Origin of the sequence: Pseudomonas sp. JL3 (assembly GCF_031570575.1) — a bacterium.
GTDB classification, from domain to species: Bacteria; Pseudomonadota; Gammaproteobacteria; order Pseudomonadales; family Pseudomonadaceae; genus Aquipseudomonas; species Aquipseudomonas cucumis.
In genome coordinates this window covers 249214-275749 of sequence record NZ_JAKWJK010000006.1, presented here as the reverse complement: position 1 = coordinate 275749, position 26536 = coordinate 249214, and the positions used below count along the sequence as shown (strand labels likewise).

General features: G+C 58.7%; 29 protein-coding genes. 18 read left to right on the top strand and 11 right to left on the bottom strand.

The window, feature by feature from the left end; translation table 11 throughout:
• Nucleotides 1–49: 49 nt before the first annotated feature.
• Both MMG91_RS14020 and MMG91_RS14015 read right to left on the bottom strand, forming a co-directional pair.
• Nucleotides 50–844, bottom strand: coding sequence for a transporter substrate-binding domain-containing protein (locus tag MMG91_RS14020; protein WP_310659924.1), 795 nt, complete (start codon nucleotides 842–844; stop codon nucleotides 50–52).
• Between the two features lie 92 nt (nucleotides 845–936).
• Nucleotides 937–1563 (bottom strand): TetR/AcrR family transcriptional regulator, encoded by a 627-nt coding sequence (locus tag MMG91_RS14015; RefSeq protein WP_237885704.1) that lies wholly within the window; start codon nucleotides 1561–1563, stop codon nucleotides 937–939.
• A gap of 178 nt (nucleotides 1564–1741) precedes the next feature.
• Between MMG91_RS14015 and MMG91_RS14010 the strand changes: the two genes are divergently transcribed.
• The 8 genes from MMG91_RS14010 to MMG91_RS13975 all read left to right on the top strand — a co-directional run bounded on the left by MMG91_RS14010 (nucleotide 1742) and on the right by MMG91_RS13975 (nucleotide 11121).
• Nucleotides 1742–3556, top strand: a complete 1815-nt coding sequence (locus MMG91_RS14010) for an acyclic terpene utilization AtuA family protein (protein WP_310659923.1) — start codon at nucleotides 1742–1744, stop codon at nucleotides 3554–3556.
• Nucleotides 3546–4445 (top strand): SDR family oxidoreductase, encoded by a 900-nt coding sequence (locus MMG91_RS14005; RefSeq protein WP_305446342.1) that lies wholly within the window; start codon nucleotides 3546–3548, stop codon nucleotides 4443–4445. Before MMG91_RS14010 ends, MMG91_RS14005 begins: the two co-directional genes overlap by 11 nt.
• Nucleotides 4446–4447: 2 nt before the next feature.
• Nucleotides 4448–6064, top strand: coding sequence for a geranyl-CoA carboxylase subunit beta (atuC, locus tag MMG91_RS14000; RefSeq protein WP_310659922.1), 1617 nt, complete (start codon nucleotides 4448–4450; stop codon nucleotides 6062–6064).
• 68 nt (nucleotides 6065–6132) lie between these two features.
• On the top strand, nucleotides 6133–7290 hold the full coding sequence (atuD, locus tag MMG91_RS13995) for a citronellyl-CoA dehydrogenase (protein WP_310659921.1): 1158 nt from the start codon (nucleotides 6133–6135) through the stop codon (nucleotides 7288–7290).
• Nucleotides 7287–8084, top strand: coding sequence for an enoyl-CoA hydratase-related protein (locus tag MMG91_RS13990; protein WP_310659920.1), 798 nt, complete (start codon nucleotides 7287–7289; stop codon nucleotides 8082–8084). Before atuD ends, MMG91_RS13990 begins: the two co-directional genes overlap by 4 nt.
• A 97-nt stretch (nucleotides 8085–8181) precedes the next feature.
• On the top strand, nucleotides 8182–10143 hold the full coding sequence (locus tag MMG91_RS13985) for an acetyl/propionyl/methylcrotonyl-CoA carboxylase subunit alpha (protein ID WP_310659919.1): 1962 nt from the start codon (nucleotides 8182–8184) through the stop codon (nucleotides 10141–10143).
• A 70-nt stretch (nucleotides 10144–10213) separates the two neighbouring features.
• Complete coding sequence (locus MMG91_RS13980) at nucleotides 10214–10762, top strand: exonuclease domain-containing protein (protein ID WP_305446347.1); 549 nt, start codon at nucleotides 10214–10216, stop codon at nucleotides 10760–10762.
• A 74-nt stretch (nucleotides 10763–10836) separates the two neighbouring features.
• A complete protein-coding gene (locus tag MMG91_RS13975) occupies nucleotides 10837–11121 on the top strand; it encodes a pyrimidine/purine nucleoside phosphorylase (protein ID WP_007895072.1) in 285 nt (94 codons plus the stop codon).
• A 74-nt stretch (nucleotides 11122–11195) separates the two neighbouring features.
• Here the strand turns inward: MMG91_RS13975 and MMG91_RS13970 are convergent, their stop codons facing one another.
• On the bottom strand, nucleotides 11196–11999 hold the full coding sequence (locus MMG91_RS13970; protein ID WP_310659918.1) for an MOSC domain-containing protein: 804 nt from the start codon (nucleotides 11997–11999) through the stop codon (nucleotides 11196–11198).
• Between the two features lie 90 nt (nucleotides 12000–12089).
• Nucleotides 12090–13025 carry a chemotaxis protein CheV gene (locus MMG91_RS13965; RefSeq protein WP_310659917.1) on the bottom strand — a complete coding sequence of 312 codons (936 nt, stop codon included), beginning with the start codon at nucleotides 13023–13025 and terminating at the stop codon, nucleotides 12090–12092.
• Between the two features lie 462 nt (nucleotides 13026–13487).
• Here MMG91_RS13965 and MMG91_RS13960 point away from each other — a divergent pair, with 462 nt between their 5' ends.
• From MMG91_RS13960 to MMG91_RS13950, 3 genes are all read left to right on the top strand, one after another.
• Nucleotides 13488–13958 (top strand): hypothetical protein, encoded by a 471-nt coding sequence (locus MMG91_RS13960; protein ID WP_310659916.1) that lies wholly within the window; start codon nucleotides 13488–13490, stop codon nucleotides 13956–13958.
• Between the two features lie 416 nt (nucleotides 13959–14374).
• The gene (locus tag MMG91_RS13955; RefSeq protein WP_305449836.1) at nucleotides 14375–15268 is read left to right on the top strand and encodes a sensor histidine kinase; all 894 of its coding nucleotides are present in this window, start codon (nucleotides 14375–14377) and stop codon (nucleotides 15266–15268) included.
• Nucleotides 15265–15924: a response regulator transcription factor gene (locus tag MMG91_RS13950; RefSeq protein WP_305446353.1), complete on the top strand. Its 660-nt coding sequence runs from the start codon at nucleotides 15265–15267 to the stop codon at nucleotides 15922–15924. The genes MMG91_RS13955 and MMG91_RS13950 overlap by 4 nt, the downstream gene beginning before the upstream one ends.
• On the opposite strand, the gene yegS is transcribed toward MMG91_RS13950, so the two are convergent.
• Entirely contained in the window at nucleotides 15908–16825 is a 918-nt protein-coding gene (gene yegS / locus MMG91_RS13945) for a lipid kinase YegS (RefSeq protein WP_305502742.1), read from the bottom strand. The genes MMG91_RS13950 and yegS overlap by 17 nt on opposite strands.
• Before the next feature lie 323 nt (nucleotides 16826–17148).
• On the opposite strand from yegS, the gene MMG91_RS13940 reads away from it, so the two are divergent.
• A complete protein-coding gene (locus MMG91_RS13940) occupies nucleotides 17149–17457 on the top strand; it encodes a hypothetical protein (RefSeq protein WP_310659915.1) in 309 nt (102 codons plus the stop codon).
• 64 nt (nucleotides 17458–17521) lie between these two features.
• On the opposite strand, the gene glp is transcribed toward MMG91_RS13940, so the two are convergent.
• Together glp and moaB are read right to left on the bottom strand one after the other, a co-directional pair.
• Entirely contained in the window at nucleotides 17522–18748 is a 1227-nt protein-coding gene (gene glp / locus MMG91_RS13935; protein WP_310659914.1) for a gephyrin-like molybdotransferase Glp, read from the bottom strand.
• Nucleotides 18732–19271 (bottom strand): molybdenum cofactor biosynthesis protein B, encoded by a 540-nt coding sequence (gene moaB, locus MMG91_RS13930; RefSeq protein WP_310659913.1) that lies wholly within the window; start codon nucleotides 19269–19271, stop codon nucleotides 18732–18734. The genes glp and moaB overlap by 17 nt, the downstream gene beginning before the upstream one ends.
• Before the next feature lie 81 nt (nucleotides 19272–19352).
• Here moaB and mobA point away from each other — a divergent pair, with 81 nt between their 5' ends.
• Both mobA and MMG91_RS13920 read left to right on the top strand, forming a co-directional pair.
• The gene (mobA, locus tag MMG91_RS13925; RefSeq protein WP_310659912.1) at nucleotides 19353–19955 is read left to right on the top strand and encodes a molybdenum cofactor guanylyltransferase MobA; all 603 of its coding nucleotides are present in this window, start codon (nucleotides 19353–19355) and stop codon (nucleotides 19953–19955) included.
• A gap of 75 nt (nucleotides 19956–20030) precedes the next feature.
• Nucleotides 20031–20252: a YgdI/YgdR family lipoprotein gene (locus MMG91_RS13920; RefSeq protein ID WP_038982251.1), complete on the top strand. Its 222-nt coding sequence runs from the start codon at nucleotides 20031–20033 to the stop codon at nucleotides 20250–20252.
• An 89-nt stretch (nucleotides 20253–20341) separates the two neighbouring features.
• Here MMG91_RS13920 and MMG91_RS13915 read toward each other — a convergent pair whose 3' ends face one another.
• The 3 genes from MMG91_RS13915 to MMG91_RS13905 form a co-directional block, all read right to left on the bottom strand.
• Nucleotides 20342–21232 (bottom strand): pseudouridine synthase, encoded by an 891-nt coding sequence (locus MMG91_RS13915; RefSeq protein ID WP_310659911.1) that lies wholly within the window; start codon nucleotides 21230–21232, stop codon nucleotides 20342–20344.
• A gap of 72 nt (nucleotides 21233–21304) precedes the next feature.
• Nucleotides 21305–21625, bottom strand: coding sequence for a hypothetical protein (locus MMG91_RS13910; protein ID WP_007895054.1), 321 nt, complete (start codon nucleotides 21623–21625; stop codon nucleotides 21305–21307).
• Nucleotides 21626–21775: 150 nt separating this feature from the next.
• A complete protein-coding gene (locus tag MMG91_RS13905; protein ID WP_301271539.1) occupies nucleotides 21776–22024 on the bottom strand; it encodes a glutaredoxin family protein in 249 nt (82 codons plus the stop codon).
• Between the two features lie 209 nt (nucleotides 22025–22233).
• Between MMG91_RS13905 and MMG91_RS13900 the strand changes: the two genes are divergently transcribed.
• Nucleotides 22234–23946 carry a monovalent cation:proton antiporter-2 (CPA2) family protein gene (locus MMG91_RS13900; RefSeq protein ID WP_310659910.1) on the top strand — a complete coding sequence of 571 codons (1713 nt, stop codon included), beginning with the start codon at nucleotides 22234–22236 and terminating at the stop codon, nucleotides 23944–23946.
• 1 nt (nucleotide 23947) lies between these two features.
• Here the strand turns inward: MMG91_RS13900 and MMG91_RS13895 are convergent, their stop codons facing one another.
• Entirely contained in the window at nucleotides 23948–25156 is a 1209-nt protein-coding gene (locus MMG91_RS13895; protein WP_305446361.1) for an ammonium transporter, read from the bottom strand.
• A gap of 305 nt (nucleotides 25157–25461) precedes the next feature.
• Here MMG91_RS13895 and MMG91_RS13890 point away from each other — a divergent pair, with 305 nt between their 5' ends.
• Genes MMG91_RS13890 through MMG91_RS13880 form a run of 3 tightly spaced genes read left to right on the top strand, consistent with a single transcriptional unit; the run spans nucleotide 25462 to nucleotide 26505 of the window.
• Complete coding sequence (locus MMG91_RS13890; protein WP_008009371.1) at nucleotides 25462–25776, top strand: YqjD family protein; 315 nt, start codon at nucleotides 25462–25464, stop codon at nucleotides 25774–25776.
• A 1-nt stretch (nucleotide 25777) separates the two neighbouring features.
• Nucleotides 25778–26167 (top strand): phage holin family protein, encoded by a 390-nt coding sequence (locus tag MMG91_RS13885; RefSeq protein WP_007895049.1) that lies wholly within the window; start codon nucleotides 25778–25780, stop codon nucleotides 26165–26167.
• Entirely contained in the window at nucleotides 26164–26505 is a 342-nt protein-coding gene (locus tag MMG91_RS13880; protein WP_310659909.1) for a hypothetical protein, read from the top strand. Before MMG91_RS13885 ends, MMG91_RS13880 begins: the two co-directional genes overlap by 4 nt.
• Nucleotides 26506–26536: the final 31 nt, after the last annotated feature.

The window sequence follows — 26536 nt, the reverse complement described above, 5'->3', positions numbered from 1 at the left end:
GGGCAGGAAATTTAAGCGCCGTCGCCAAATACACGACCCGTGGCGCGTTTCAGTCTTTACCCACCGGCACCAGGGCAATTTTGTAGGGATCGAAAATCTTCAGCATCTGGCCATTGTCTCTCAGGCCTTGCAGCAACTTGCCAAATGCTTCGCCGGTAATCGGCGCCTGCGGGCGAATCAACGCGTAATGGTGATAGACCTGATCGATGCGTTGGGACACCAACAATTGCTCGCCGACTTTCTCGTTACGCAACAGGTAATCGCTCAGGTAGGAACGTGTCACCAAGGCAATGTCCGCCCGCCCGCGCAGCACTATCAACAAGTTGCTGTCATGGGAATAGGTCAGCGTGGCCTTGTAGGTGTCAGCCAGATACTTGGGATCGGCATTAAAATTGGCAAACTCGTAGTGGTAGCCGCTGTACAGCGCCAGACGCTTGCCCGTCAGGTCCTTGAAGTAATTCTGATCGCGATCGGGCTTCTTCTGCGCGACAAAGATTTCTGCATCTTCCAGGCCCATGTCGACGAGGGTATGCGGGATGTCCTTCCAGCCCCAGTCCGGGTTCTCGAAAATCGCCATGTCCACCCGGCCTTGTTTGAAGTCACCAAAGCGCCGGGGAATGGAGGTGGGAACCAGCTCAAACTGATAGTCGGTTTGCACCTGATTCAGCGCTTCCACCAGTTGCGGCAACAGACCGGTGTCGGCACCGGACTCCGGACGCACGGTATAGGGTGGAAAATGCGCGGCACCGACCCGCACCAACTGTGCAGCCTGAGAGGGCAATACGCAGCACACTGCAAGCGCCGCCAGCAATAGCCGAGACGCTGTCCGAACTGGTGAAGACATCAAAACAACCCACTCCCCAAGAAAATACCCATCAATGCATTCAAGCTAGGCGGTTTCGCCGACTTAGCCAGTTTCTTGCCGAGATAGACGGCTCACTGCCGTTCTTCAAGCACCAGAATCAACGCCTCATCGGCCAATTGATCGAGGCTCATGCTGCCATCGGCGCGAAACCAGGTGGTGGTCCAGGACAACGCGCCCGTCAGGAAACGGCGGGTGATAAACACGTCGCCACGGATAAAACCGGCGTCCTTGGCCTCGCCCAGTACCTGCAGCCAGATGTCTTCATAAATATCACGCAGCGCCAAAACTTGCGCCTGGCCTTCTGCTGACAGCGAACGCCATTCATACACCAGCACTGCCATGGCCTCGCCGCTGCCGCCCATGATCGACTGCAATTCACAACGAATCAGCGCCAACACCCGCTCGCGCACACTGCCGGCCTCGGCCAGGGCTGCGCGCATCAACGCGGTGTTGTAGCGAATGGTCTCCTCCATCACGGCCCGCAGGATCTCATCCTTGCTTTTGAAGTGATGAAAAATACTGCCCGACTGAATACCCACCGCACCAGCCAGATCACGCACGGTGGTGCGTTCATAACCTTTGTTGCGAAACAGGTGAGCGGCCACTTGCAGCAGTTTGCCGCGAGCGCTGTCCGGGTCGGTCAATTGGCCGTTGTCGACCAATTCGCGCATCACCCTCAGGGCTTTTTGCTCGTCCACCCGTTCTCTCCTACAGTCGATCAATCAATTGCGCCGCTGCCCGCTAAAACGGCGGGGTTGCGCGGGCAATTTAAGCTGGCGGGGGCGACCAAGCAAGCGCTTGGGCAGAAGATATTTCAGCCGTTTACAAACCAAGCGCTTGCTTGGTAGTCTCGAGACACTTCTGTCGGAGGTGGTTATGGAATTGGCTGCGCCCAAAACAATCCGCATCGGTTGCGCCAGCGCATTCTGGGGCGACACCTCGACCGCCGCCGCGCAACTGGTGGAAGGTGGACGGCTGGACTATCTGGTGTTCGATTATCTGGCCGAGATCACCATGTCGATCATGGCCGGGGCGCGGATGAAAGATCCGGGGGCCGGCTACGCCAGCGATTTCATCGAAGTGCTCAGTCCCCTTCTCGCCCAACTCGCGGAACAACAGATTCGCGTCATCAGCAATGCCGGCGGCGTCAATCCACAGGCTTGCGCCGCGGCCCTGCAAGCGGCCTGCGACAAGGCTGGAGTAGCGCTGAAGATCGCCGTGCTATTGGGTGACGATCTGCAACCGCAGTTCAAACGCCTGAGCAGCCTTGGCCTCCATGAGATGTTCAATGGCACGCCCCTACCGCCGATGTGTGTGTCGACCAACGCCTACCTCGGCGCGCCGGGCATCGTCGAAGCCCTGCGCCTGGGCGCCGACATTGTGATTACCGGGCGCGTGGTCGACAGCGCCGTGGTCAGCGCCGCGCTGGTGCATGAGTTTGGCTGGTCGTGGCACGACTACGACAAACTCGCCCAGGCTGCATTGGCCGGGCACCTCATTGAATGTGGTGCCCAGTGCACGGGCGGAAACTTCACCGACTGGCGCGATGTGCCCGACTACGAACACATCGGTTTTCCGATCGTCGAAGTCGGCACCGAAGGCCAGTTTATCGTCAGCAAACCCGACGGCTCCGGCGGCCTGGTCACGCCCCTGACCGTTGGCGAGCAGATGCTTTATGAGATCGGCGACCCGCAGGCCTATCTGCTGCCCGACGTGGTGTGCGATTTCAGTCAGGTCAAACTCGTGCAACAAGGCAAAAACGCGGTGCAGGTGCATGGCGCAAAAGGCTTGCCGCCGACCGATCAGTACAAGGTCAGCGCCACGTATCCGGACGGTTTTCGCTGCACCGCCAGTTGCCTGATCGCCGGGATCGATGCCGTGGCCAAGGCCCGACGAGTCAGCCAGGCGATCATCAACAAGACCTCGGAAATCTTCAGCCAGCGCGGCTGGGCGCCCTACAGCGAAGTGAACATCGAACTGCTGGGCAGCGAAGCCACTTACGGCCCTCACGGTCAGCGCCAGGACAGTCGCGAAGTGGTGATCAAGCTCGCCGTGCGCCACCCAAGCAAACAGGCCTTGATTGTGTTTTCCCGGGAAATCGCCCAGGCCGCCACCGGCATGGCACCGGGGTTGACCGGAATCGTCGGCGGGCGGCCGACGGTGTACCCGCTGATCCGGCTGTTTTCATTCCTGATCGACAAAACGGCCTGTACCCTGGAAATCGACCTCGCCGGTGAGCGCCACCCGTGTGCCCTGCCCGCCCTCGATGTACTCGACCCGGATGACTTGCCGCTACCGTTCGATCCGCCCCAACCCACAGAACGCGCCGACGCAAGCGTGGCCCTGATCAAACTCGCCGTGGCGCGCTCCGGCGACAAGGGCAATCACAGCAATATCGGCGTCATGGCGCGCCATCCCGACTACCTGCCGTGGATTGCCGAAGCGCTGACACCTGCGGTGATGGTCGACTGGATGAGCCATGTCCTCGACCCGATCCACGGGCGTGTCGAACGCTGGTATTTACCGGGCACTCAGAGCTTTAATTTTCTTCTGGAGAACGCGCTCGGCGGCGGTGGCGTGGCCAGCCTGCGGATCGATCCGCAAGGCAAGGCCTTCGCCCAACAACTGCTGGAGATCCAGATTCCGGTGCCGCAGCGCATCGCCGATCAGGTCAATTACCATGGCTTATGACTCGATTTTCAAACCCGACCTGTTCGCCGGCCAAAACATCATCGTCACCGGTGGCGGCAGCGGCATCGGCCGCTGCACCGCCCACGAGCTCGCAGCCCTAGGTGCGCAGGTGCTGCTGGTGGGGCGTAATGCCGAGAAACTGAAAAACGTCGCTGCTGAAATCACCGAAGACGGGGGTAAAGCCAGTTGGCAGGTCTGCGATATCCGCGATGAAGATGCCGTCACGCAACTGGTCAGCGAGTTGATCCGCCAACACGGACCGATTCATGGACTGGTCAACAATGCTGGCGGGCAGTACCCCTCGCCCCTGGCGTCGATCAATCAGAAAGGGTTCGAAACCATACTGCGCACCAACCTGGTGGGCGGTTTTCTGATGGCCCGGGAGGTGTTCAACCAGTCGATGAGCAAGCACGGCGGTGCCATCGTCAACATGCTCGCCGACATGTGGGGCGGCATGCCCGGCATGGGGCACTCGGGCGCGGCGCGCTCGGGCATGGACAACTTCACCAAGACCGCCGCATTTGAATGGGGTTATGCCGGCGTGCGGGTCAACGCCGTCGCGCCAGGCTGGGTCGCCTCCAGCGGCATGGACACCTACGAAGGTGCGTTCCGGGCCGTGATCCCGACCCTGTGCGAACACGTACCGCTCAAGCGCATCGGCACCGAATCGGAAATCAGCGCGGCGATTGTTTTCCTGCTCAGCCCGGCAGCCGCTTTTGTCAGCGGCAGCACGTTGCGCATCGACGGCGCCGCCAGCCTCGGCGGACGGGCCTGGCCGATGCACAAGGCGCAGAACAGCCATTCGTACAACGGCTTTCACCGCGCCTATTTACCCGAGGTCCTCAGACCCGACGCTCCCAAACCAGACGAACTCAAGGACAAGGAATAACCATGCCGGTCATCCAGTCCCAAGTCGACCCATTCAGCGAAGCGTTCGCCCGCAACCGGGCGGCCATGCTGGCCGGCATCGAGCAAGTCCGTCAGCTCGAACAGAACCTGCTGAGCAAAGCCGCCGAAGCCAAGCCCAGGTTCGACAAACGCGGGCAACTGCTGCCCCGGGAGCGGCTTAACCTGCTGCTCGACCCCGGCGCGCCGTTCCTCGAACTGGCCAGCCTGGCCGGCTATAAACTGCACGACGACAAGGACGGCAGCTCGGCGGGCGGCGGTTTGATCGCCGGGATCGGTTACGTGTCCGGCGCACGGGTGCTAGTGGTGGCGAACAACAGCGCGATCAAGGGCGGAACCATTTCCCCCAGTGGTTTGAAAAAGTCGCTGCGCCTGCAACAGATCGCCATGGAAAACAAACTGCCGGTAATCACCCTCGCGGAAAGCGGAGGCGCCAACCTCAATTACGCGGCGGAGATTTTCGTCGAAGGCGCGCGCAGCTTTGCCAATCAGGCGCGGATGTCGGCCATGGGCTTGCCGCAAATCACCGTGGTCCATGGCTCGGCCACGGCAGGCGGTGCTTATCAGCCGGGGTTGTCGGATTACGTGGTGGTGGTGCGCGGCAAGGCCAAGCTGTTTCTCGCCGGGCCGCCGCTGCTCAAGGCTGCCACGGGTGAAGTCGCCACCGATGAAGAACTGGGCGGCGCCGAGATGCACGCGCAAACCGCCGGCACCGCCGAATACCTGGCCGAGAACGATGCCGATGGCGTGCGCCAGGTGCGCGAGATCATGAGCCTGTTGCCGTGGAACGATCAGTTGCCATGGTTACCCGAACGTCGGTGGGAAGAACCGCTCTACCCTATCGACGAACTGCTGGGGCTGATCCCGGATGACCCGAAAAAACCCTACGACGTGCGCGAAATCATCGCGCGGATTGCCGACGCGTCGAACTTCCTCGAATTCAAGGACGAGTTCGACCAGCAAACAATCTGCGGGCATCTGCAGATTCAGGGTCGAGCCTGCGGTTTCATCGGCAACAACGGCCCCATCACGCCCAAAGGCGCGAGCAAGGCTGCACAGTTCATTCAGCTTTGCGACCAGAGCCAGACGCCGCTGCTGTTTTTTCACAACACCACCGGCTTCATGGTCGGCACCGAGTCGGAACAGCAAGGGGTGATCAAACACGGCGCGAAAATGATTCAAGCGGTGGCCAATGCCCGAGTGCCCAAACTGACGATCGTCGTCGGCGGTTCCTACGGTGCCGGCAACTACGCGATGTGCGGCCGTGGCCTCGACCCGCGTTTCATCTTCGCCTGGCCCAACAGCCGCACCGCGGTGATGGGCGGCGCTCAGGCCGGCAAAGTGCTGCGGATCGTCACCGAAGCCAAACAGCTCAAGGACGGGTTGGTGCCCGACCCGAAAATGCTCGACATGCTGGAACAGGTCACCGCACAGAAACTCGACAGCCAGTCCACCGCGCTGTATGGCAGCGCCAATCTGTGGGACGACGGGCTGATCGATCCGCGGGACACCCGCACGTTGCTCGGGTATTTGCTGGATATCTGCCATGAGGCCGAGGTTCGTTCGCTGCAAGCCAACAGTTTCGGCGTAGCCCGGTTTTGATGACGCGGAGCGTCTAAGGCTGCATTCCCACGCAGAGCGTGGGAACGATCACAGGAGAACAATAAAAAATGATCTTAACCCAGGAACACGAAGCACTGCGCCGCACCGTCCGCCAATTCGTCGATCACGAGATCAACCCTCATGTCGATGAATGGGAAAAGGCCGGGCGCTTTCCGATCCATGAGGTCTTCCGCAAGGCGGGCGATCTCGGTCTGCTGGGGATTTCCAAACCGGAAAAATTCGGCGGCATGGGGCTCGATTACAGCTATTCGATTGTGGCGGCCGAGGAGTTCGGCACCATTCATTGCGGCGGCATTCCGATGTCCATCGGCGTGCAGACCGACATGTGCACCCCGGCCCTGGCGCGATTCGGCTCCGATGAACTGCGCGAAGAATTCCTGCGACCGGCGATCACTGGCGAGCAGGTCGGCTGTATCGGCGTCTCTGAAGTCGGTGCCGGTTCCGACGTGGCAGGTTTGAAAACCACCGCCCGCAAGGACGGTGATGATTACGTGATCAACGGCAGCAAAATGTGGATCACCAACTCGCCGAGCGCCGACTTCATCTGTCTGCTGGCCAACACCTCGGACGACAAACCGCACATCAACAAGTCGCTGATCATGGTGCCAATGAACAGCCCCGGTATCAGCCTCAGCTCGCACCTGGACAAGCTCGGCATGCGCAGCTCGGAAACCGCCCAGATATTCTTCGACAACGTACGCGTACCGCAACGCAACCGCATCGGCCACGAAGGCGCGGGGTTCATGATGCAGATGCTGCAGTTCCAGGAAGAACGATTGTTCGGCGCGGCGAACATGATCAAAGGCCTGGAATACTGCGTCGACAGCACCATCGAGTACTGCAAGGAGCGCAAAACCTTCGGCAATGTGCTGATCGACAACCAGGTCATCCATTTCCGTCTGGCCGAACTGCAAACCGAAATCGAATGCCTGCGGGCGCTGGTCTACCAGGCCACCGAGCAATACATCAAAGGCCAGGACGTCACCCGCCTGGCCTCCATGGCCAAACTCAAGGCCGGGCGACTCGGCCGGGAAGTCAGCGACAGTTGCCTGCAATATTGGGGCGGCATGGGCTTCATGTGGGACAACCCGGTGGCCCGGGCTTACCGCGATGTGCGACTGGTATCGATCGGTGGCGGTGCCGACGAAATCATGCTGGGGATCATCTGCAAACTCATGGGCATCCTGCCGGGGAAAAAGAAATGAGCACCCTCCCCGTTTGTCAGACCCTGTTGCTCGAACGGCATAACGGCGTCCTGCACATCACCCTCAATCGCCCCGACAGCCGTAATGCCATGAGCTTGCAGATGGTTGCCGAACTGCGTGCGGTGTTGGCGACGGTGCGGGATGACCGGCAGATTCGCGCGTTGGTGATCGGCGGTGCCGGTGGGCATTTTTGTGCCGGTGCCGACATCAAGGACATGGCCAATGCCCGTGCTCAAGGCGCGACCGCCTACCGCGATTTGAACCGTGTGTTCGGTGCCCTGCTGGAAGAAACCCAGCACGCGCCGCAAGTGGTCATCACGGTGCTGCAAGGTGCAGTGCTTGGCGGTGGTTTCGGTCTGGCCTGCGTCAGTGATATCGCCATGGCCGATCATCAGGCGCAATTCGGCCTGCCGGAAACCAGCCTCGGCCTGCTGCCGGCGCAGATCGCGCCGTTCGTGGTGCAGCGCATTGGTCTGACCCAGGCTCGCCGACTGGCCCTGACCGCCGCACGGTTCGATGGCAACCAGGCGCGGCGCATGGGACTGGTGCATTTTGTCGAGCACGACCCGCAAGCCTTGGCCGAGCGCCTCGATGAAGTGCTGGCCCATGTGTTGTGTTGCGCGCCCGGGGCGAATGCGGCGACCAAAAAACTCTTGCTGGCAAGTGCGGGGCAACTTTCGGATGGCCTGCTGGATCAGGCAGCCGAGTGGTTCAGTGAAGCGGTGACCGGGGATGAAGGGGTCGAGGGGACCATGGCTTTTGTGCAAAAGCGAAAACCGGGTTGGGCGATTTAAGAGCTTCGCTCCTACAGGGATATCACGCAGTCCGTAGGAGCGAGGCTTGACCGCGAAGAGGCCCGTACATTCACCGCAAAAACCAAGGGAACACCCCATGCCCGCCTTCAGCAAAATCCTGATCGCCAACCGCGGTGAAATCGCCTGCCGCATCCAGAGCTCTGCGCAAGCGCTGGGCTACCGCACCGTCGCCGTGTTCAGCGATGCCGACGCCGAGGCATTGCACGTGCAGATGGCCGACGAAGCGGTGAACATCGGCCCGGCCCCGGTGCAGCAGTCATATCTGAACATTGCGGCGATCATCGACGCCGCCCGGCGCACCGGTGCCGATGCGGTCCACCCTGGTTATGGCTTCCTCTCGGAAAACGCAGCATTCGCCCTCGCCTGCCAACAGGCCGGCATCATCTTCATCGGCCCCAGCCCCGAGGCCATAGAGTTGATGGGCAGCAAACGCCTGTCGAAACTCGCCATGATCAAAGCGGGCGTGTCCTGCATCAAAGGCTATCAGGGCAGCGAACAGGACGATGCGACCCTGAACCGCGAAGCCGAACGCATCGGTTACCCGCTGATGATCAAGGCCAGTGCAGGCGGTGGCGGTCGTGGCATGCGCCTGGTGCACAGCGCTGGAGAATTGCTGGAGCAACTCCGTACCGCACGCTCCGAGGCGCTGCACGGATTTGGCAGCGACGAACTGATCCTCGAGCAAGCCTTGATCGACCCGCGTCACGTCGAGATTCAGGTGTTCGGCGATCAGCACGGCAACCTGATCTACCTCGGCGAGCGCGATTGTTCGATCCAGCGCCGCCACCAGAAAATCATCGAGGAAGCGCCCTGCCCGGTAATGACCGCCGAGTTGCGCCAGGCCATGGGCAAAGCGGCGCTCAAGGCTGGGCGCGCGGTGAATTATGTCGGCGCTGGCACTGTGGAGTTCCTGCTGGATGCTCGCGGGCAGTTTTACTTCTTGGAGATGAACACCCGGCTGCAAGTGGAACACCCGGTGACAGAGCTGGTCACCGGTCTCGATCTGGTGGCTTGGCAGTTTCACGTCGCCGAAGGACTGCCACTGCCGTTGCGACAGGAACAAGTGCAGCTCAACGGGCATGCCATGGAGGTGCGCCTGTACGCCGAAGACCCAGCCCAGGGATTTGTGCCGCAAACCGGGCGAATCGCAGCCTGGGAACCTGCGTTGCAGGGCAGCGTGCGGATCGACCATGGGTTGATCGAAGGCCAGTCTGTCAGCCCGTTCTATGACCCGATGCTGGGCAAGCTCATCGCCCACGGCGCCACCCGCGAAGAAGCCCGGCGCAAGTTGCTCCGGGCGGTACAAGACAGCGTGCTGCTGGGCGTGCAAAGCAATCAGCGCTTGCTCGCCAGCCTGCTGGAACATCCGCAGTTCATCAGCGGCGAGTTCAGCACCGGATTCATCCCCACGTACTTCGCCGATCATCTCTGCCTGCATCCCCATGTGCCGAGTATCGAAGAACTGGCCATCGCCGCGGCGCTGTTTTATCAAGCCTCGGCACAGGCTCACCGCGCCCCGCTGGCCGGTTGGCGCAACAACGCCAGCGCGCCTTTGCACTACCGAATCGGCCACGAGGATCAAGATTGGCCGGTGGAACTGAACGCTGAACCCGGCAAGCCCTACCGTGCTCAGGTTGGCGCTCGCGCCCTCGAACTGAAAGTCATCGGATGCGACGGACGCTGGGCCACCCTGGAAATCGACGGCATCCGCCAACGCCATGCCTACCGCCTCAAGGCTGGGGAACTCTGGTTGTTCACGCGCCCCGGCAGCCTGCGGCTGGTCGATCGGACCCAGGCGCTGGTCAGCAGCCAGGCCAGTGTCAGTTCCGGCACGCTCAAAGCGCCGATGGACGGGGCGATCGTCGATGTACTGGTCAGCGAGGGCAGCCCGGTCAGCAAAGGTCAGTTGCTGGTGGTGCTCGAAGCCATGAAAATGGAGCATCCGCTCAAATCGGGTATCGACGGCGTGCTCAAACGCTTGCAGGTAAGGGTCGGCGATCAGGTCAAAAATCGTCAGATTTTGTTGGAGGTCGAATAAGCCGCTAGGCGGATCCGCCGGGTTTGGCTACGCTCAAGCCCATCAGGACTCGGATACCAGGAACCCTGCGATGCCTCACTGGTTGGTCATTGATCTGGAAGCCACCACCGATGAGGGTGGCTGGCCAGTAACAGAAATGGAAATCATCGAAATCGGTGCCACCCTCGTGGACCGCAAGGGCCAGGAACTGGATCACTTCCAGTGCTTCGTGCGCCCGTTGCGCCGGCCCTTGCTGACGCCGTTTTGCCGGGAATTGACCCACATCACCCAGGCCAATATCGATGCCGCACAGCCGCTCACCGATGTTTGGCCGTTGTTCGAACGCTGGCTCAGCCAACATCACGCGCGCCTGGAAGGCTGGGCCAGTTGGGGCGATTATGACCGCAAACAACTGCTTCAGGATTGGCAGCGCCTGCAACTCGACAGCGCCCTGAGCCGGGTGCCGCACATGAACCTCAAACAACGCTTCGCCAAGGCTTGTCGGCTCGAGCGCCCGCTGAACCTCAATGGAGCCTTGCAACTGGCGGGCCTGCAGTTCAACGGCCAGCAGCATCGGGCACTGGAAGACGCGCGCAATACTGCGCGATTGTTACCGCTGATTTTCCCCGCTAATCCTTGAGTGCAGGAGGTGACGCCTATCGACACCTTGTGCATACTGGCCGGCCCTTTTTAGCCCTTTTCGAGGAACCGCCCATGTTTAAAGTCAACGAGTACTTCGACGGCACCGTCAAGTCGATCGCCTTTGGCACCGCTGAAGGTCCAGCGACCATCGGCGTCATGGCACCGGGCGAATACGAATTCGGCACCAGCCAGCGCGAAATCATGCACGTGGTGTCCGGCGCCCTGACCGTCAAACTGCCTGACAGCGACACTTGGGAAACCTTCGCCGCCGGCAGCCAGTTCAACGTGCCCGCCAACAGCAAGTTCCAGCTCAAAGTGGCCGTCGACACCGCTTACCTGTGCGAATACCGCGGCTAACCCCCCGGGTTTTCACAGCGACAAAAAAATGCCCGCGTTCTTGGACGCGGGCATTTTTTCATTTTGAAGGGCATTTATTCGAGGATCGTCACCGGCATGCCGACTTCGAGCCGGCCATTGCCGTCGTTGACCAGGTTCTGTCCAAACATCGCGCCGTCGGCCTCGGTGCGGTATTTCTGCAATGTAGCCAGCGGTTCACGATCTTCGCTGCGTTCGCCGGTCTGCGGGTCGATGGTGGTCAGAATGCAGCGTGAGCAGGACTTGACCACGCGAAACTCGACATCGCCAATGCGGATGCGCTTCCAGCGATCTTCGGCATACGCTTCACTGCCCTCGATTACCAGATTGGGCCGGAAACGCAACATCTCCAGCGGCCGCCCGACCTTGCTCGACAAGTCTTCCAGCGACGCCTGACCAATCAGCAACAACGGAAAGCCGTCGGCAAAAGCCACCTGATCATCGTCCTTGCCGTAGCCGGCCTGGGTGGTCCGTGCGCGATCAAGCGGCACTTGCACCAGACGCGTCGGCTTGCCGATGAATTCACTGACCCAGGCGCCCGCCGCATCGCCGGCATCGGGGACGCGCAAGGTGTCGCGCCAGATGGTCACGCCGCGCAGCTCGGCGTCGCCACCAGGCAATGCAATATCGATCGGTGAATGACCCGGGGCGCTGAGGGTCAAGCCGCCATCGGCATTCCACAATGCTGACAGCTGACTCATTTTCGCCACCGCGCGCTGGGTCAGAAAGCGCCCACTGGCCTCGTCTACCAGCATCCAGCGTCGATCACCGTCCAGTCCCAGTTTGTCCAGGCTGACCTGATTCAGGGTCTCGCCCTTGCCGGATTTCAACGGAAAACGATAAAGCGCGCTCAGACGCATGGCCAGCTCCCTAGAGGGTAAAAACGCCACCCTATACGAGCTTGTTTGCCGAATCAAAGGCCGATGTCAAACCAGCCTCTGCTCGTGCTGTCAGGCAGGTACTGCGTCGAGCATCAGGCGCTGGCGCACCACGTCGACGAGTTTGTCGGGCTGGAACTTGGAGAGGAAGTTGTCGCAGCCGACCTTCTTGACCATCGAGTCGTTGAAGCTGCCCGACAGCGAGGTGTGCAAGACCACATAAAGGCCGCGCAAACGGGGGTCGTTACGGATTTCGGTGGTCAATCGATAGCCGTCCATTTCCGGCATTTCCGCATCGGTGAAGATCATCAGCAGCTTGTCAGTCATGACTTCGCCCGTATCGGCCCAGGCCTTGAGCATGTTCAGCGCCTTCAAGCCATCGCTGGCAATGTGCATCTTCACGCCCAACTGACCCAAGGTGTCGCGCAATTGCGACAAGGCCACGTTCGAGTCATCCACCAACAGCACTTCACGGCCACGGGCGCGCTCCAGAACCGGATCGTCGAGTTTTTCACGCGATACCTTCGCGTTGTACGGAACGATCTCGGCCAGGACTTTCTCGACGTCGATGATTTCCACCAACTGATCATCGACCTTGCTGATGGCGGTCAGGTAATGCTGGCGACCGGCGCTGGTTGGCGGCGGCAAAATGGCTTCCCAGTTCATGTTGACGATGCGGTCCACACCACCGACCAGGAACGCCTGCACCGAGCGGTTGTACTCGGTGACGATGATGGTACTGGTTGGGCTTGGCACCAGCGGACGCATGCCGATGGCCTGGGACAGGTCAATCACCGGCAACGTCTGGCCACGCAGGTTGACCACACCGCAAACAAAGGGGTGGCGTTGTGGCATCAGGGTCAGCTTCGGCAGCTGCAGCACTTCCTGGACCTTGAAGACGTTGATCGCGAACAATTGCCGCCCGGCCAGTCGGAACATGAGAATTTCCAGGCGATTCTCACCCACCAGTTGCGTGCGTTGGTCTACCGTGTCGAGAATGCCGGCCATTAATGACTCCTGGGCTTGTTCTGATGAATTCACTAAAGGAGTTATCGGCTGTTTTTGCCGGACCTTGACCCTCAGACAAAATGCCACGATCAAACATTGATGTCACATTAACATCATGCTTTACTGGCTCCGTGATTTCATCTGCTTTCATTTCCTGCGGCGCGACCTCGGTTTGCACGTTAGGTTCCCCTGCGTAAGGGATTCCCCTAGTAACAATCAGGCCCAACCTGATATTCGCAATATCCAATAGCCATTAATGTGACGCCATTCTCATTGCATGAACGGAGTCAGGCTTTTGTGTGCGATCGCAGGTCAGTGGCCATCCACCCTCTCGAGTTCCCCAGCCGGCGCTCAAACCTGCCAGAGCGCGATCTCACGAAAGCTTGGCAGCGCCGGGATACGTATGGTTCTCGTCGGCACACACGACATTCCCTCATCTGACATGACGTTGTGGAGATAAGCATGCCGAACGACACCAAAGAGTGGGCTCAGCGATTTCCAGAGTTCCTCGTCGAGGCTGAAACACTCTTGGCCAAATCCGAGGAATGCCTGAGTCATTTGCAACTGATCAGCAATGACAAGGACGCTATCGATTGCATGCTCAGCACCCTTCTCAAGCTGTCCAGCAAGGCCGATGCTCTGGCACTGGCGGCGGTCTCGGAATTCTCACTGCATATTCATGGATTGCTGAGCCACGCGCAGAACCACATGGACCTGCATGATCAAGCCCTGGACGCGCTCAAGGACTGCTTCACTTTAATGGCCTGGCAACTCGAACTCATCGATCAGACTACCGGCCACCTTGGTCTCGATGACAGTGAACAGACCTCGCTGATTGAAGCGTTTGCGTTTCAAGTGGGGCAAAGTCAGTTTCAGCCTCCCAGCCATTCCAGACCGTTCAGGTTGGTTTCGTTCTCAGAACGGCAAGCTTAAAAACATCGGTCCTACCCGTTCTATTGCCATGACGCCGCCCTATAACTTGATGCGCTCATGTCGCAACTGTCTCGACTTCAGATAGTGCCTGGCAATAAAAACAAAATGCTGGTGATCGATATCTTCCAACGATAAAAATCGAAAGTTTTTCCATTGTGGAACCATCGTCCAGATACCATATTTTAACTATATCGAACTATATCCCGTACGCGACCAACGGTATGTTAAGTGGTAGTATGCCGACCATTAGTTGACGCCAATTAATGGCACAGTGACTCCAGCCAAGCACCATGAAGGCTGCATTTCCAGCACTGAACCACAGCCATGAAGGCGACTTCACAACAATTTCCATACAGGGACCCGTCAGCCTTTATGGCCGGTCTGCCCGCAGCGAACTTCCATTGGCTCCATCCGCTATGTACGCCAGCCTCAAGTCAATTACCCTGCGGCCACCTTCTCGAAAAAACGCGCGCCGGTTCACGCTTTTACTGTGCACCTGCTCGGCGCTTGGCAGCCTGCTGGTCTATAGCTTGTCCATGCCTCTGCCGTTGAGTCTGCTGGTGCTCAATAGTGCAGCGTTGACCTGTGTCTGGGTGGGACATTGCCTCTCGCGCAAATCGATAAAGTTTCAACCTCAAGAACTGGCTGACCGACTGCTCCAAGTGCAGGAAAACGAACGCCACCGGCTCAGTCGGGAACTGCATGATGACATCGGTCAATTGCTGACCGCCGCAAAACTTCAAAGTGAATGGCTCAAACGTCGATTGCCCGAAGAACTGCAGGGTCAGTGTTCGGTACTTTGCGATACGCTGGACGAAACCCTGACCAAGGTTCGTGACGTCTCGGCCATCCTGAACCCGCGACAACTGGCCAGTCTCGGGCTGGAAGCCAGTCTGCGCGCACACTTACTCAAGACACTGGCCAATACCTCCATGCATTGGAGCCTGGAATGCCATCAGCGCTTGACGGGCATACCGGAAGAAATGGCGGTGGCGGCTTTTCGAATCACTCAAGAAGCAGTGACCAATATACTGCGTCATGCCGAGGCCAAAAATCTGTTGGTCCGCCTGCAACGCCAGCCCCAGGGCCTGACCCTGTTGATCCGCGATGATGGCCTGGGTTTCGCGCCAGCGGCAGATCCCGCTCGCGAAGGGCAACGCGGAATGGCCGGGATGTCGGAACGGATCGATCAATTAGGTGGCACACTGACCGTGATCAGCGAACCCGGCAAAGGCACTCAAATAGAAGCACTCTTCCCGTGGGCGCCCCGTGCGCTAGAACGGGCCAGTACGAATAAGGTTATGCATTGACTTGTAACTTACTTCTGGTGGACGACCACTCGCTTATCAGGGCTGGCGTGCGCGCTCTGGTGCTGGATATTCCCGGCTATGCGGTAATCGGGGAGGCTAATGACGGCTCGCTGTTGGTCGAGATGGTCGAGCAGCTGTCCCCGGACATCATTCTGCTGGATATTTCCATGAAGGAAACCGGTGGTCTTGAAGCCTTGCAGCGACTCAAGCGCGTACGCCCCCAGTGCAAAGTACTTATCCTGTCGATGCACACTGACCCGGCGCTTATCATGCAAGCACTGGAATCAGGGGCGCATGGCTACCTGCTCAAGGACACCACAGCCACCGAACTCGAACATGCCCTGGATGCCTTGCGCAATAACGAACGCTATCTGAGCCCGGCCATTGCCCATACCGTCATCAATCAGGCACTGACCCGAACCCAGAAAAATCAGGTGCAAGCCCAGGACTCGCACAACCTGACGGCACGTCAACTGGAAATCCTGCGACTGATTGTTCGTGGCAAATCCACCCGGGAGATCGCCAATGGCCTGGCTCTGAGCATCAAGACTGTCGAAACCCACCGCTCGCAGATCATGAAACGCTTGCAGATCTATGATGTGGCCGGCCTGGTGCTGTTCGCCGTGCGTGAGCAAATCATCAGTCTGGACGATTAGCTGGACTCGAGACGCTCAGCAGCGGCGAGCCCTCGGGCAAATGCACACGCAATGCCGCCGGGCGCGCCGAGAAACGCAGACTGTCGCCTTCCAGAGGCTCACCATCAAGGTTGATATAAAGGCCCTCCGAAACTTTGATCTCGACCCATGGCAAACGAGCGCGCACAAACATGTTGTCGATTCCGAAGCCATCGGTCAGCAGGTCTTTCAAGGTACCGACCAATTCCTGTGGCGCGGGCAAAATGCTGATATCCAGTAGTCCATCGTCAGCCAGCGCCTGAGGGCACAGCACATGACCACCGCCAGCCTGTCGGCCATTGCCGATGCCCAATGCCAACAATTCGCCGCGCCAGTGAAAATCCGGTCCCTGCAACTCGCCATAGGCCGCATGCAACTCACTAAAGCGCGATAAACCCGTGAAGAGATAAGCGGCGCCTCCAAGAATCTTTTTCAGATCCTCGGAGGTGTTGGCCGTGACCTGACTGCCAAAGCCGCCCGTGGCCATGTTCAGGAAAACCTGCCCGCCGACTTCGCCCAGATCAATGGCTCGCGGGGCAGTCTCCAGAAGATCCAACGCCTGCGCGGGCTCCAGAGGCACACCGGCGGCGCGAGCAAAATCGTTGGCGGTGCCCAAGGGCAAAAGCACCAGGCTTGCCTGCGTCGAATGCGCCGCCATGGCTTCGGCAATATCACGCAAGGTGCCATCACCGCCGCCGGCAATCAATTGCGTATAACCTGCCGTCAGAGCTTCCTTCACCAACCGCTGCGCATCACCGGCCTCCCAGGTCAGTCGAACAGCCAGTTTCCAGCCTTGCTGGCGCTTGCCTTCGACGGCTGCACGGACCTCCTCATTAAGTGCCTGCTTGCCATGCAGAATCAACAGCGCGTTGCGATCGCTCATTTTTGCTACTCCCATATCCGCAATTCCATAGGATATGTTGACCTCGCAGCCCCTGATAAAAGTCGACAGGATTCCAATTATTTCCAAGGGAAGGAAACGTGCGTCCTACAGAGCGGTATTTTTTCTTACAAAACATAAGGAATCGGCTCAATTGACCCACCCGAACAATTGGTACACCGTTGGATCCGGTTATCAGTTATCACCCGTTAATTTACACAGGGACGTGACAACAATGAATGAAACCCCCTTGAGGGCCTCAAAAAGCGCAAGCAACAATGGCATTGGTCACTTGAATGGTTTTAACGCAAGGAGCCAGCTACTTCATGCAAAGCCATGACTTCAGACTACCGATAACCCCGGTCGCGCCGTTCGCAGAAAATCGCGCCAATCATCAGGCTGAAATCAAAAACAGCGCAAAGCCCGCCGGAGAAGTTGATATGGAACCTCGCGTCATTGAACTGGAGACTCACCTCAAGTACATCCGCAGAGACATGGATGAAGTCCGGGGTGACGTCAAATCCATCAAACACAGGCTTGCCTATTCAGCTGGCGGAACAGCCGTGATCCTGGGACTTCTGGCCTGGATCGCCAACAGCCGCTTCGACCAGGTGGTAACACTTCTGGCAAATTGACGAATGATCATGCACGCAAGCCCAATGCCATTAACCGGGCTTGCGTGGCAAAACCAGTGCCTGTTCAGCTCAAGACTTCACTCAGCGGGATGAAGCTCACCCAATCACCCTCGATCAGCGTACGGTCCTCCAGCACTTCGACCAAACCGTCAGCCCAGGCAGCACTGCGCAGTACGCCAGAGCTCTGATTTCCGTAGATGATTGCCCGGCCGTTCTCCAGACGTCCGCGCAAATACTCACGTCGGTTACCAGCCTTTGGCCAGACAAACCCTGCCGGCACCTGAAACTTCAGGGGCTCAACTTCTTTTACGCCTTGGCGGCGCAAAAGGTAGGGCCTTGCCAACAGAGCAAAAGTCACCAGGGTCGACGCCGGATTGCCGGGCAAACCAATCACAGGCACGCCACGAAAATGCCCGAACGTCAGCGGCTTACCTGGTTTGATGGCAAGCTTCCACAGAGTCAATTCGCCCTCTTCCCGCAAGGCAATGCCCAGAAAGTCGGCCTCTCCTACCGATACGCCACCGGTCGAAAGAATCAGGTCGACATCCTTTAACTCACCAAGGCGGGCACGAGTGGTCGCTAAATCATCGGGAAGAATGCCAGCATCGATCACCTCACAACCCAAGCGCTGCAACCAGCTGCAGAGCAATACTCGATTACTGTTGTAGATCTGTCCCGGCCCAAGGGCCAGGCCGGGCTCAATCAACTCATCACCGGTAGACAACACCGCAACACGAACCTTGCGAACCACGTCCAGCTCAGCGCATCCCAGCGATGCCGCCAGCCCCTGCTCGATAGCCCCCAGACGCGTTCCGACGGGCAAGATCAACTCACCAACAGTGGTTTCCTGACCTTGTGGACGGATGTTCTGTCCTGGGTTCATGGTCTCGGTGAAACGTACCCGCTCATCCGCCTGAACCTCGGCATTCTCTTGCATCTCGACACAGTCGGCGCCTGCGGGCACCGGCGCGCCGGTGAAGATTCGTGCACAGGTACCTGGCTTTAAAGGCTCCGGGGCCTGGCCTGCAAAAATCTTCTGACTGACCACCAACGGCTGTCCTGTCCAGTCGGCCAGGTTCAAGGCATAACCGTCCATGGCACTGTTGGGCCAAGGCGGCAAATCAAGTGTCGAGACCAGGTCAGCGGCCAGTACACGCCCCTGAACCTGCGCCAACGGCAAGCGTTCGTGTTCGCGAATCTTCGAGGCGTCGGCCATTTCCAGTAAGCGCGCCAGTGCCACCTCGACAGCCATCAGACTGCCAGTCTTGCCTGGCTTACCCACGGGTTTCACAGGGTGCCGCCTGTTTCAGATGGGCCACGAAATTGCATGGACGGTGACGCGAATCCAGTTGCTCGGCGAGAATGCCGTCCCAACCGGTGCGCACCGCATTGGTCGAGCCCGGCAAACAGCAGACCAGCGTGCCATTGGCCAGACCGGCCAAGGCCCGGGATTGAACAGTCGAGGTACCGATATCCGCTACCGATATCTGCCGGAACAATTCACCAAAACCATCGACCTGCTTATCCAGCAGGCAATTCACGGCTTCGGGTGTGCTGTCGCGACCGGTGAACCCGGTACCGCCAGTGATCAGCACCACTTGCACGACTTCATCGGCAATCCAGTTGGCGACTTGCGCGCGAATTTTGTAGAGGTCATCTTTAAGCAATACACGGGCCGCCAGGTTATGACCGGCAGCGCTCAAACGGTCGACGAAGACCTGGCCTGAGGTATCGGTTTCCAGGGTACGGGTATCGCTGACAGTCAGCACCGCGATGTTGAGCGGTGCGAAAGGTACATCAGCCTTGGCTTTCATAGGCTCGTCCAGTTGTAGGAGAAACAGCCCGGTGTTATATCACAGCGCCTCATTTTTTCGCCGCCCCCATGGAGAAGTGCGATGACCTCGAATACACCTCTGGCGCCTTGCTCCATTCTGCTCCTGGCTGGCGGGCGCGGCCAACGCATGGGCGGTCAGGACAAGGGTTTGCTGGATTGGCACGGCGAACCGCTGATCGTGCATCTGCACCGCAAGACACGCCCGCTGAGTGATGACCTGATCATCTCCTGCAACAGAAACCTGGAAAAATATGCGCCTTATGCGGATCTGTTGGTCCATGACGACGAAGGCGACTTTCCGGGACCGTTGGCAGGTATTCGCGCAGGCCTGAAAGCTGCCCGCCATCCTCATCTGCTGGTGCTGCCCTGCGATGTGCCACGCATCGATGCGGCGCTGCTCCAGAGCATGCGTGAAACTGCCGGGCAGCATCCGGACAAACCGCTGATGCTGCGCCATGGCGAACACTGGGAACCCTTGCTGTGCATGATTCCCGTCGCCCTTTCAGCCGCTTTCGAGACCGCCTGGAACGAAGGCGAGCGCAGCCCGGGCCGCCTTATGCGCAAACTGGGCGCCACAGCCCTGCAATGCCCGGATAACGACGCTCGCCTGGCCAATCTCAATACGCCGGAACTGTTAAGCACACACCGCACTGTGTCAGACTGACAGCGAAGGAACTTGCGCGCGTTGTATACGTCTCAAGCTCAGCAATCAAAAGAATTCCCATTCGGAGACACACACATGACTCAACGGACCCTCGCCACTTTCATGCTCGCACTGGGCCTTGCCACCCTCGCCGGTTGCGCATCACCTACAGTGATCACCTTGAATGACGGTCGAGAAATCCAGGCCGTCGACGCGCCTAAGTACGATGAAGAATCGGGCTTTTACGAATTCGAACAACTGGATGGCAAGCAAACCCGCGTCAACAAAGATCAGGTCCGTACCGTTAAAGATCTGTAATCTTTACGGCGACAACCGGATACAGAAAAGCCCGCTTTAAAAGCGGGCTTTTTCGTGGCTGAAGAAAAGCAGAATCGTTAACCCTGCGATCACCACTGCAAGGTGATGGCGCTTTCGAATTCTCTTTCCTGCCCCGTGACCGGATCGACAAATCGCAGCCCTTGGGCCAACAGCTTCATGGGGTTGGCATAGTCATCTTCAACGTCCTTGAGCACCCGCGGATAGAACGGATCATTGCAGATGCTGGCCCCCAGGGCTGTCATGTGAACTCGCAACTGATGTTTCTTGCCCGTCACCGGGTACAGCGCATAACGCCAGAGTTCACCGTTCTTTTCCCTGACCTCGACAGCCGTCTCGGTATTGCTGATACCCGGACCTTCCTGCATGCGAAAAAACGGCTCGCCATCGATAAGTCGACTTTTATGGATCAGCGGGAAGGAGTGTTCCGGCAATGCCCGGGCGATAGCTTCATAGCGCTTTTCGATCTGTCGTGTAGGAAACAATGACTGATACGCCGACCGACTCTGAGGGTTGGCTGAAAACAGCACCAGCCCCGCCGTATGCCGGTCAATGCGATGCAAAGGCACCAGATGCGGGTTATCCAGTCGACGGATCAGCCGTCGCAGCAATGTCTGCTCCACGTATTCGCCCGCCGGAGTCACGGGCAGAAAGTGGGGTTTGTCTGCCACCACCAGATGCTCGTCGGCATAGAGGATCGACTCCACCACCGGGATCGGTTTTTCGTCCGGCACCTCACGAAAATAATGAATCCGCAGACCTTCCTTGTAAGGCAGGTCCAGGGCGATCGGCAGCCCTTGCCCATCGAGGACACGACCGCGAGCAATTCTGTCCAGCCATTGTTCACGACCGATGGCGCTAAAGTGCTCGCACAGGCAATCGAGTACGGTCTGCCACGACCCCGGCGGCAGATAGAGCGTGCTGGCCTGGTTATGTGCAGCAGAAAAAGATGAAATGGACATACGAAAAGCTCTAACCCTCAATGCAGGGCGGCATTATCCAACAGTGGCCGGAACGAACCTAGAAGAGAATCCTCAGGCCGGTATCGACTGTGTTCGAGCGGCCGCCTCGGTGAACTCCTTGAGCCAGCGCAGCACATCCACCGCTTCCCAGCGACCCGGGTCATAAAGCGCATACAACAAACCCTGATAGCCCACGACATCCAGCTGCCGGTGATAGCCCGCACGCTGGAACAAGGCTTCGATTTCGGCGAAACAGGTATTGAAATGCAGTTTGTTGAAGGGCGTTTTCCCCTCCGTGACCAGGCCATCCAAACGCAGTTCGAGGACGGCCTCGCGCACCACGTCCGCCGACATCCGGTTCACGCTGTTCTTCAATTGTTCGACATTGACCAAGGTTCATCCCTCTGACGTCCGGGATCGACTGCCAAACCCGAAACAGGGAACGCATGGCAGGCAATCTGAATAACTGTATGCCCATACAGTAACCGAATAACCAACCTTTCGCCAATGGATGAAACGAGGACTGCGACAGGTGGGGCGTCTTCAACCGGCGTCGCGGCTCAGGAACGCTACAACCTGATCCGCATCGAAGGGCCAATCGAGTTCAGCGCCGTTATCAAGACGCCGCAGCACCGGTATACGCAAACCATAGTCTTCGACCCAGTCTTCGTTTTCGGCGATGTCGACCAACTCCACCAACAAACCGTTTTCGACAAAGGGCATCAGAAGTGCTTCGGCGACTTCACAAAGATGGCAACCAAGGGTGCCGAATAGGCGACATTCAGGAGGCATGACGACAAGACCCATCGAAGTAAGCGCTCATTCTAGGCCCGCTATCAAAAGCCGTCGAGCCGCTGCCCGATCTGTCTGAGCAATGGCTGATTTCAAGAGATTTCGGCAAACTCCTGACGCAAATCATTCGCCTCAACTGCCACTTGCGCGATGCTCGCCTCTTTTTTGCCTCTACGCTTGAGTAGCCAGAACCCTCACCCGGAGTTTATGTGTTCGCCAATCTGTTGATCATCTTCACCTCCTCTCTGGTGGTGATTGCACTGTTCCAGCGCCTGCGCTTGCCACCGGTGCTGGGCTACCTGTGCGTGGGGCTGATGATCGGGCCGACAGCATTCAACTGGGTGAATGAAAGCGAAGATTTACCCGACCTTGCCGAGTTGGGCGTGGTCTTTTTGCTGTTTTCTCTCGGGCTTGAGTTTTCCTTGTCGAAAATGCTCGCATTGCGCCAGGTGGTATTTGGCCTGGGCAGCCTGCAAGTGCTGGGTTCCGCGATTGTGCTGGGCGGTTTGCTGATGCTGTTTGGCATGCCGACCATATCTGCACTGTTACTCGGTGCCGGTTTGGCGCTGTCGTCCACCGCAATTGTCAGCAAGGAGTTGAGCAGCCTCGGTGAGCTTTTCAGCCGCCACGGCCAGAATGCCATTGCCGTGCTGTTGTTCCAGGACGTGGTCGCGGTGTTGCTGCTGACCCTGGTGCCGGTGTTCGCCGGCAGCAGCGACCAGGCCTGGTATTGGGCGCTGCCATTGACGTTGGGCAAGACTATCGTGCTGTTCGTCGGTCTGCTGCTGGTCAGTCGCTGGTTTTTGCCACGTCTGTTTCATGAAGTCGCCGGGGCCCGCTCCGCTGAGCTGTTCGTGCTGTTGGCGCTGGTGATCGTTCTGCTGACGGCCTGGCTGACTCACCTGCTCGGTCTCTCCCCAGCCCTGGGCGCCTTTCTCGCCGGCATGCTACTGGGGGAAAGCCACTACCGGCATCAGATCGAGGCGGACATCCGTCCGTTTCGCGACATTCTGCTCGGGGTGTTCTTCGTCAGCATCGGCATGCTGATCGACTTGCGACTGTTTGCCAGCCACGGCCTGCTGATTCTCGGTCTGACGCTGGGGTTGCTGCTGATCAAAGGCACCGTGGTCGCGCTGCTGGTCAAATGGCGCGGCAGCGATGTCGAAACCGCCTGGCGCAGCGGCCTGGCATTGGCTCAAGGGGGCGAATTCTGCTTTGCCCTGATGGCGCAGATGCAGCAGAACAAACTGATGCCCGCTGACTTCGGTGGCCTGCTGCTGGCCGCCACGTTCTGCTCGATGCTGGTAACGCCTTTACTGCTGCGCGCAGCTCCCCACATCGCCACACGTTTGCACCACAAGCCCAACGAAGAAGCCGAGCTCGAAGAAATCAGCGCGCTCAATGCAGGCTTGCACAATCACGTAGTAATTTGTGGCTACGGCCGCGTGGGCCAATCCATCGGGCGGGTCCTGCGTAATGTAGGTCAACCTTACATTGCGCTGGATACCGACCCGGTGCGGGTTCAGGAAGCAGCCGTCAATGAAAGCTGTGTTCATTACGGCGACTCACGTCGCGGCGAGTTGCTGGTCGCGATAGGGCTGGAACGCGCCAGACTGCTGGTGGTCGCCGTGGACCAGACGGACATCGCACTGTTGATCCTCAAGGAAGCACGCCGCTTCAACCCGAGCGTGTCGATCCTGGTGCGCACACGGGACGACAGTCAGTTGGCCGAGTTGAAGGCCGCCGGCGCCAGCGAAGTCGTACCCGAGTTGCTGGAGTCGAGCCTGATGCTCGCCTCCCACGCGCTGATCATGCTGGGCATACCCGGCCAGCAGGTGCGAGACCGGGTCGACCAGGTACGGCGTGACCGTTATCGTCTGCTGCACGGTTTTTACCCCGGTGCCGACGATGAGGAACGGTGATTCAATCCTGACTCACGGCACCGATCTTGTGCACCGACAAGTCCGCGCCGTAATACTCCTCTTCCTGGCTCAGGCGCAGACCATGGAACGCCTTGATCGCGCCATACACCGCAAAACCGCCGGCCAGCGCTACGATCACCCCCAGAGAAGTGCCGATCAACTGACTGATCAGGCTCACGCCCCCCAAACCACCCAAGGCGGTTTGGCCAAAGATGCCGCAAGCGATCCCGCCCCAGACACCACACAGTCCATGCAAAGGCCAGACGCCCAGCACATCATCGATACGCCATTTGCCTTGAGCCGCAGTAAAGCACCAGACAAACAGTGCCCCGGCGATGGCACCGGTCACCAGTGCGCCCACCGGGTGCATCAAGTCCGAGCCGGCGCAGATCGCCACCAGTCCCGCCAATGGGCCGTTATGCAGAAAGCCCGGGTCATTGCGCCCGACGATCAACGCCGCCACGGTGCCACCGACCATGGCCATCAGCGAGTTCACCGCCACCAGCCCGCTGACCCCTTGCAGGGTCTGGGCGCTCATCACGTTGAAGCCGAACCAGCCGACGATCAAAATCCACGAACCCAACGCAAGAAAGGGAATGCTCGACGGTGCGAATGCCACCAGTCTTCCGTCGCGATAACGACCTTGCCTTGGGCCGAGCAACAACACCGCCGCGAGTGCCAGCCAGCCGCCCATGGCGTGAACCACCACGGAGCCTGCGAAGTCATGAAAACTGGCACCGAACCGTTCCAGCAACCAGGCTTGCAAACCAAAGTTGCCATTCCAGATCATGCCTTCGAAGAAGGGATAGATGAATGCCACGATCAGCGCCGTCGCACACAACTGAGGGACGAACCGGGCACGCTCGGCGATGCCTCCCGAAATGATTGCCGGTATCGCCGCAGCAAAGGTCAGCAGAAAGAAAAATTTCACCAGCCCATAGCCATGGTCGGCAGTAATCACCGCCGCCGGTTGCATGAAAGTGACCCCATAAGAAATCCAATAGCCTATAAAGAAGTAGGCCAGGGTCGAGATGGCGAAGTCGCTGAGGATTTTCGACAAGGCATTGACCTGGTTCTTTTGTCGAACCGTACCCACCTCGAGAAAGGCAAAACCGGCGTGCATGGCCAAGACCATGACCGCACCGATAAGAATGAACAACGTATTGGAGCTATGGACCAGACTGTCCACAGCACTTTGCAGATTTTCCATGGATTGGCAGACCTGAAGGCTGAAAAAAGCACCAAAGCAGTTCGCGCAGACGACTGACGCACCAAGTTGCAGCTCATCCAGACCGCAGTACTAATCTGGATGAACCGGTTTGGCGCACAAAACCGCAGCCTCTGCGCGAGTTTTGATTATTTGAGTTAAGGTTTTACTGAAATCATGCCCGGCAACAGCGCAATGGCGCAGGCTGACGCACCACGACACAGCAAAAGTTGTACCAGTCATTTGTACTGAACCTTCACGCAAAGCTCATACTCGAACGCTTCAGAAGCCACTTACGGAGATCACCAATGGCACGCACCACAGCAAAGACTGCTCAAGAAGTTCTGATGGAAGATTTTCAGACGCTGGTCACCGACACTGAAAGGTTGCTGGAACACACCAAATCCCTGGCTGGCGATCAAGCCGATGAGTTGCGCCAGCAGATCCATGACAGTCTGCTGCGCGCGCGGGAAACCCTGAGATTGACCGAAGACTCGGTGCGCGAGCGCGGCAAAGCTGCTGTCACCGCCACGGAAGATTACGTCCAGGCCAACCCATGGCAATCGGTCGGAATCGCGGCTGGCGTGGGTTTCCTGATTGGCCTGCTAGCCACTCGGCGCTGATATGGCGATCGGCGAATCCGGCCCGTCCGCGACGGGCACCGGCTCATCACCGCGGCGCCTCGGTGCCGCGTTTCTTGGACTGCTGCACAGTCATGTCGAACTGTTCGGCATTGAATTGCAGGAACAAAAAGCACGCACCGTAAGCCTGTTGCTGTTTGCAGGCCTGACGCTGGTCTTTGCCTTGTTATTGCTGGTGGGCTTGTCGACGCTGGTGTTGATCCTGTTTTGGGACACCTATCGCCTGGCAGCAATCATCGGGCTTTGTGTGTTCTATACCCTCGCAGCGTTGTTCTGTGCGATGCGCTTGAGAGCAGCGATTTTCGATGAGTCCTCGCCCTTCCACGGCACCCTGGAAGAGTTGGCCAATGATCGGGAGCGTCTGTTGCCATGAACATGCCTGAACTTCCCCGCAACAGCTCGCGCACAGAAATGCGCAAGGCGCTGATTCGCCTGCGCATGGAAATGCATCGCCAGGAAATTCGCCACGAATCCCAACACCTGCTGCACCCCCTGCAACGGGTGCGTGGCATGACGCAAAACCTGCAAGACGGCCTCGGCATCAAACACGCCCCGCTGTGGGGCATCGCGGCCGTGGTCGGGTTGGGCTTTCTGACCGGCAAAGGTGCCAAGGGTGGCGGTATCGGCAGCCTGACTCGGCTGGCTCGCCTGGGCGTCACGCTGGGGCCACTGATCAAGCTGATCATGCAGAGCTCTTCGCGCAAAAACTAGTCAGTCCTGTTTGGCTGCATTCTTGCAATAC

What these genes read in the sequence shown, in the direction of transcription:
- MMG91_RS13940 (WP_310659915.1), top strand. Translation starts at nt 17,149, where the DNA reads ATGCAAAGCCATGACTTCAGACTACCGATAACCCCGGTCGCGCCGTTC.
- MMG91_RS13905 (WP_301271539.1), bottom strand. Translation starts at nt 22,024, where the DNA reads ATGCCTCCTGAATGTCGCCTATTCGGCACCCTTGGTTGCCATCTTTGT.
- MMG91_RS13890 (WP_008009371.1), top strand. Translation starts at nt 25,462, where the DNA reads ATGGCACGCACCACAGCAAAGACTGCTCAAGAAGTTCTGATGGAAGAT.
- atuC (WP_310659922.1), top strand. Translation starts at nt 4,448, where the DNA reads ATGCCGGTCATCCAGTCCCAAGTCGACCCATTCAGCGAAGCGTTCGCC.
- MMG91_RS13975 (WP_007895072.1), top strand. Translation starts at nt 10,837, where the DNA reads ATGTTTAAAGTCAACGAGTACTTCGACGGCACCGTCAAGTCGATCGCC.
- atuD (WP_310659921.1), top strand. Translation starts at nt 6,133, where the DNA reads ATGATCTTAACCCAGGAACACGAAGCACTGCGCCGCACCGTCCGCCAA.
- MMG91_RS14010 (WP_310659923.1), top strand. Translation starts at nt 1,742, where the DNA reads ATGGAATTGGCTGCGCCCAAAACAATCCGCATCGGTTGCGCCAGCGCA.
- MMG91_RS13920 (WP_038982251.1), top strand. Translation starts at nt 20,031, where the DNA reads ATGACTCAACGGACCCTCGCCACTTTCATGCTCGCACTGGGCCTTGCC.
- MMG91_RS14005 (WP_305446342.1), top strand. Translation starts at nt 3,546, where the DNA reads ATGGCTTATGACTCGATTTTCAAACCCGACCTGTTCGCCGGCCAAAAC.
- MMG91_RS13985 (WP_310659919.1), top strand. Translation starts at nt 8,182, where the DNA reads ATGCCCGCCTTCAGCAAAATCCTGATCGCCAACCGCGGTGAAATCGCC.
- MMG91_RS13970 (WP_310659918.1), bottom strand. Translation starts at nt 11,999, where the DNA reads ATGCGTCTGAGCGCGCTTTATCGTTTTCCGTTGAAATCCGGCAAGGGC.
- MMG91_RS13895 (WP_305446361.1), bottom strand. Translation starts at nt 25,156, where the DNA reads ATGGAAAATCTGCAAAGTGCTGTGGACAGTCTGGTCCATAGCTCCAAT.
- MMG91_RS13880 (WP_310659909.1), top strand. Translation starts at nt 26,164, where the DNA reads ATGAACATGCCTGAACTTCCCCGCAACAGCTCGCGCACAGAAATGCGC.
- yegS (WP_305502742.1), bottom strand. Translation starts at nt 16,825, where the DNA reads ATGAGCGATCGCAACGCGCTGTTGATTCTGCATGGCAAGCAGGCACTT.
- mobA (WP_310659912.1), top strand. Translation starts at nt 19,353, where the DNA reads ATGACCTCGAATACACCTCTGGCGCCTTGCTCCATTCTGCTCCTGGCT.
- MMG91_RS13990 (WP_310659920.1), top strand. Translation starts at nt 7,287, where the DNA reads ATGAGCACCCTCCCCGTTTGTCAGACCCTGTTGCTCGAACGGCATAAC.
- moaB (WP_310659913.1), bottom strand. Translation starts at nt 19,271, where the DNA reads ATGAAAGCCAAGGCTGATGTACCTTTCGCACCGCTCAACATCGCGGTG.
- MMG91_RS13980 (WP_305446347.1), top strand. Translation starts at nt 10,214, where the DNA reads ATGCCTCACTGGTTGGTCATTGATCTGGAAGCCACCACCGATGAGGGT.
- MMG91_RS13960 (WP_310659916.1), top strand. Translation starts at nt 13,488, where the DNA reads ATGCCGAACGACACCAAAGAGTGGGCTCAGCGATTTCCAGAGTTCCTC.
- MMG91_RS13965 (WP_310659917.1), bottom strand. Translation starts at nt 13,025, where the DNA reads ATGGCCGGCATTCTCGACACGGTAGACCAACGCACGCAACTGGTGGGT.
- MMG91_RS14020 (WP_310659924.1), bottom strand. Translation starts at nt 844, where the DNA reads ATGTCTTCACCAGTTCGGACAGCGTCTCGGCTATTGCTGGCGGCGCTT.
- MMG91_RS13955 (WP_305449836.1), top strand. Translation starts at nt 14,375, where the DNA reads ATGTACGCCAGCCTCAAGTCAATTACCCTGCGGCCACCTTCTCGAAAA.
- MMG91_RS13915 (WP_310659911.1), bottom strand. Translation starts at nt 21,232, where the DNA reads ATGTCCATTTCATCTTTTTCTGCTGCACATAACCAGGCCAGCACGCTC.
- MMG91_RS13885 (WP_007895049.1), top strand. Translation starts at nt 25,778, where the DNA reads ATGGCGATCGGCGAATCCGGCCCGTCCGCGACGGGCACCGGCTCATCA.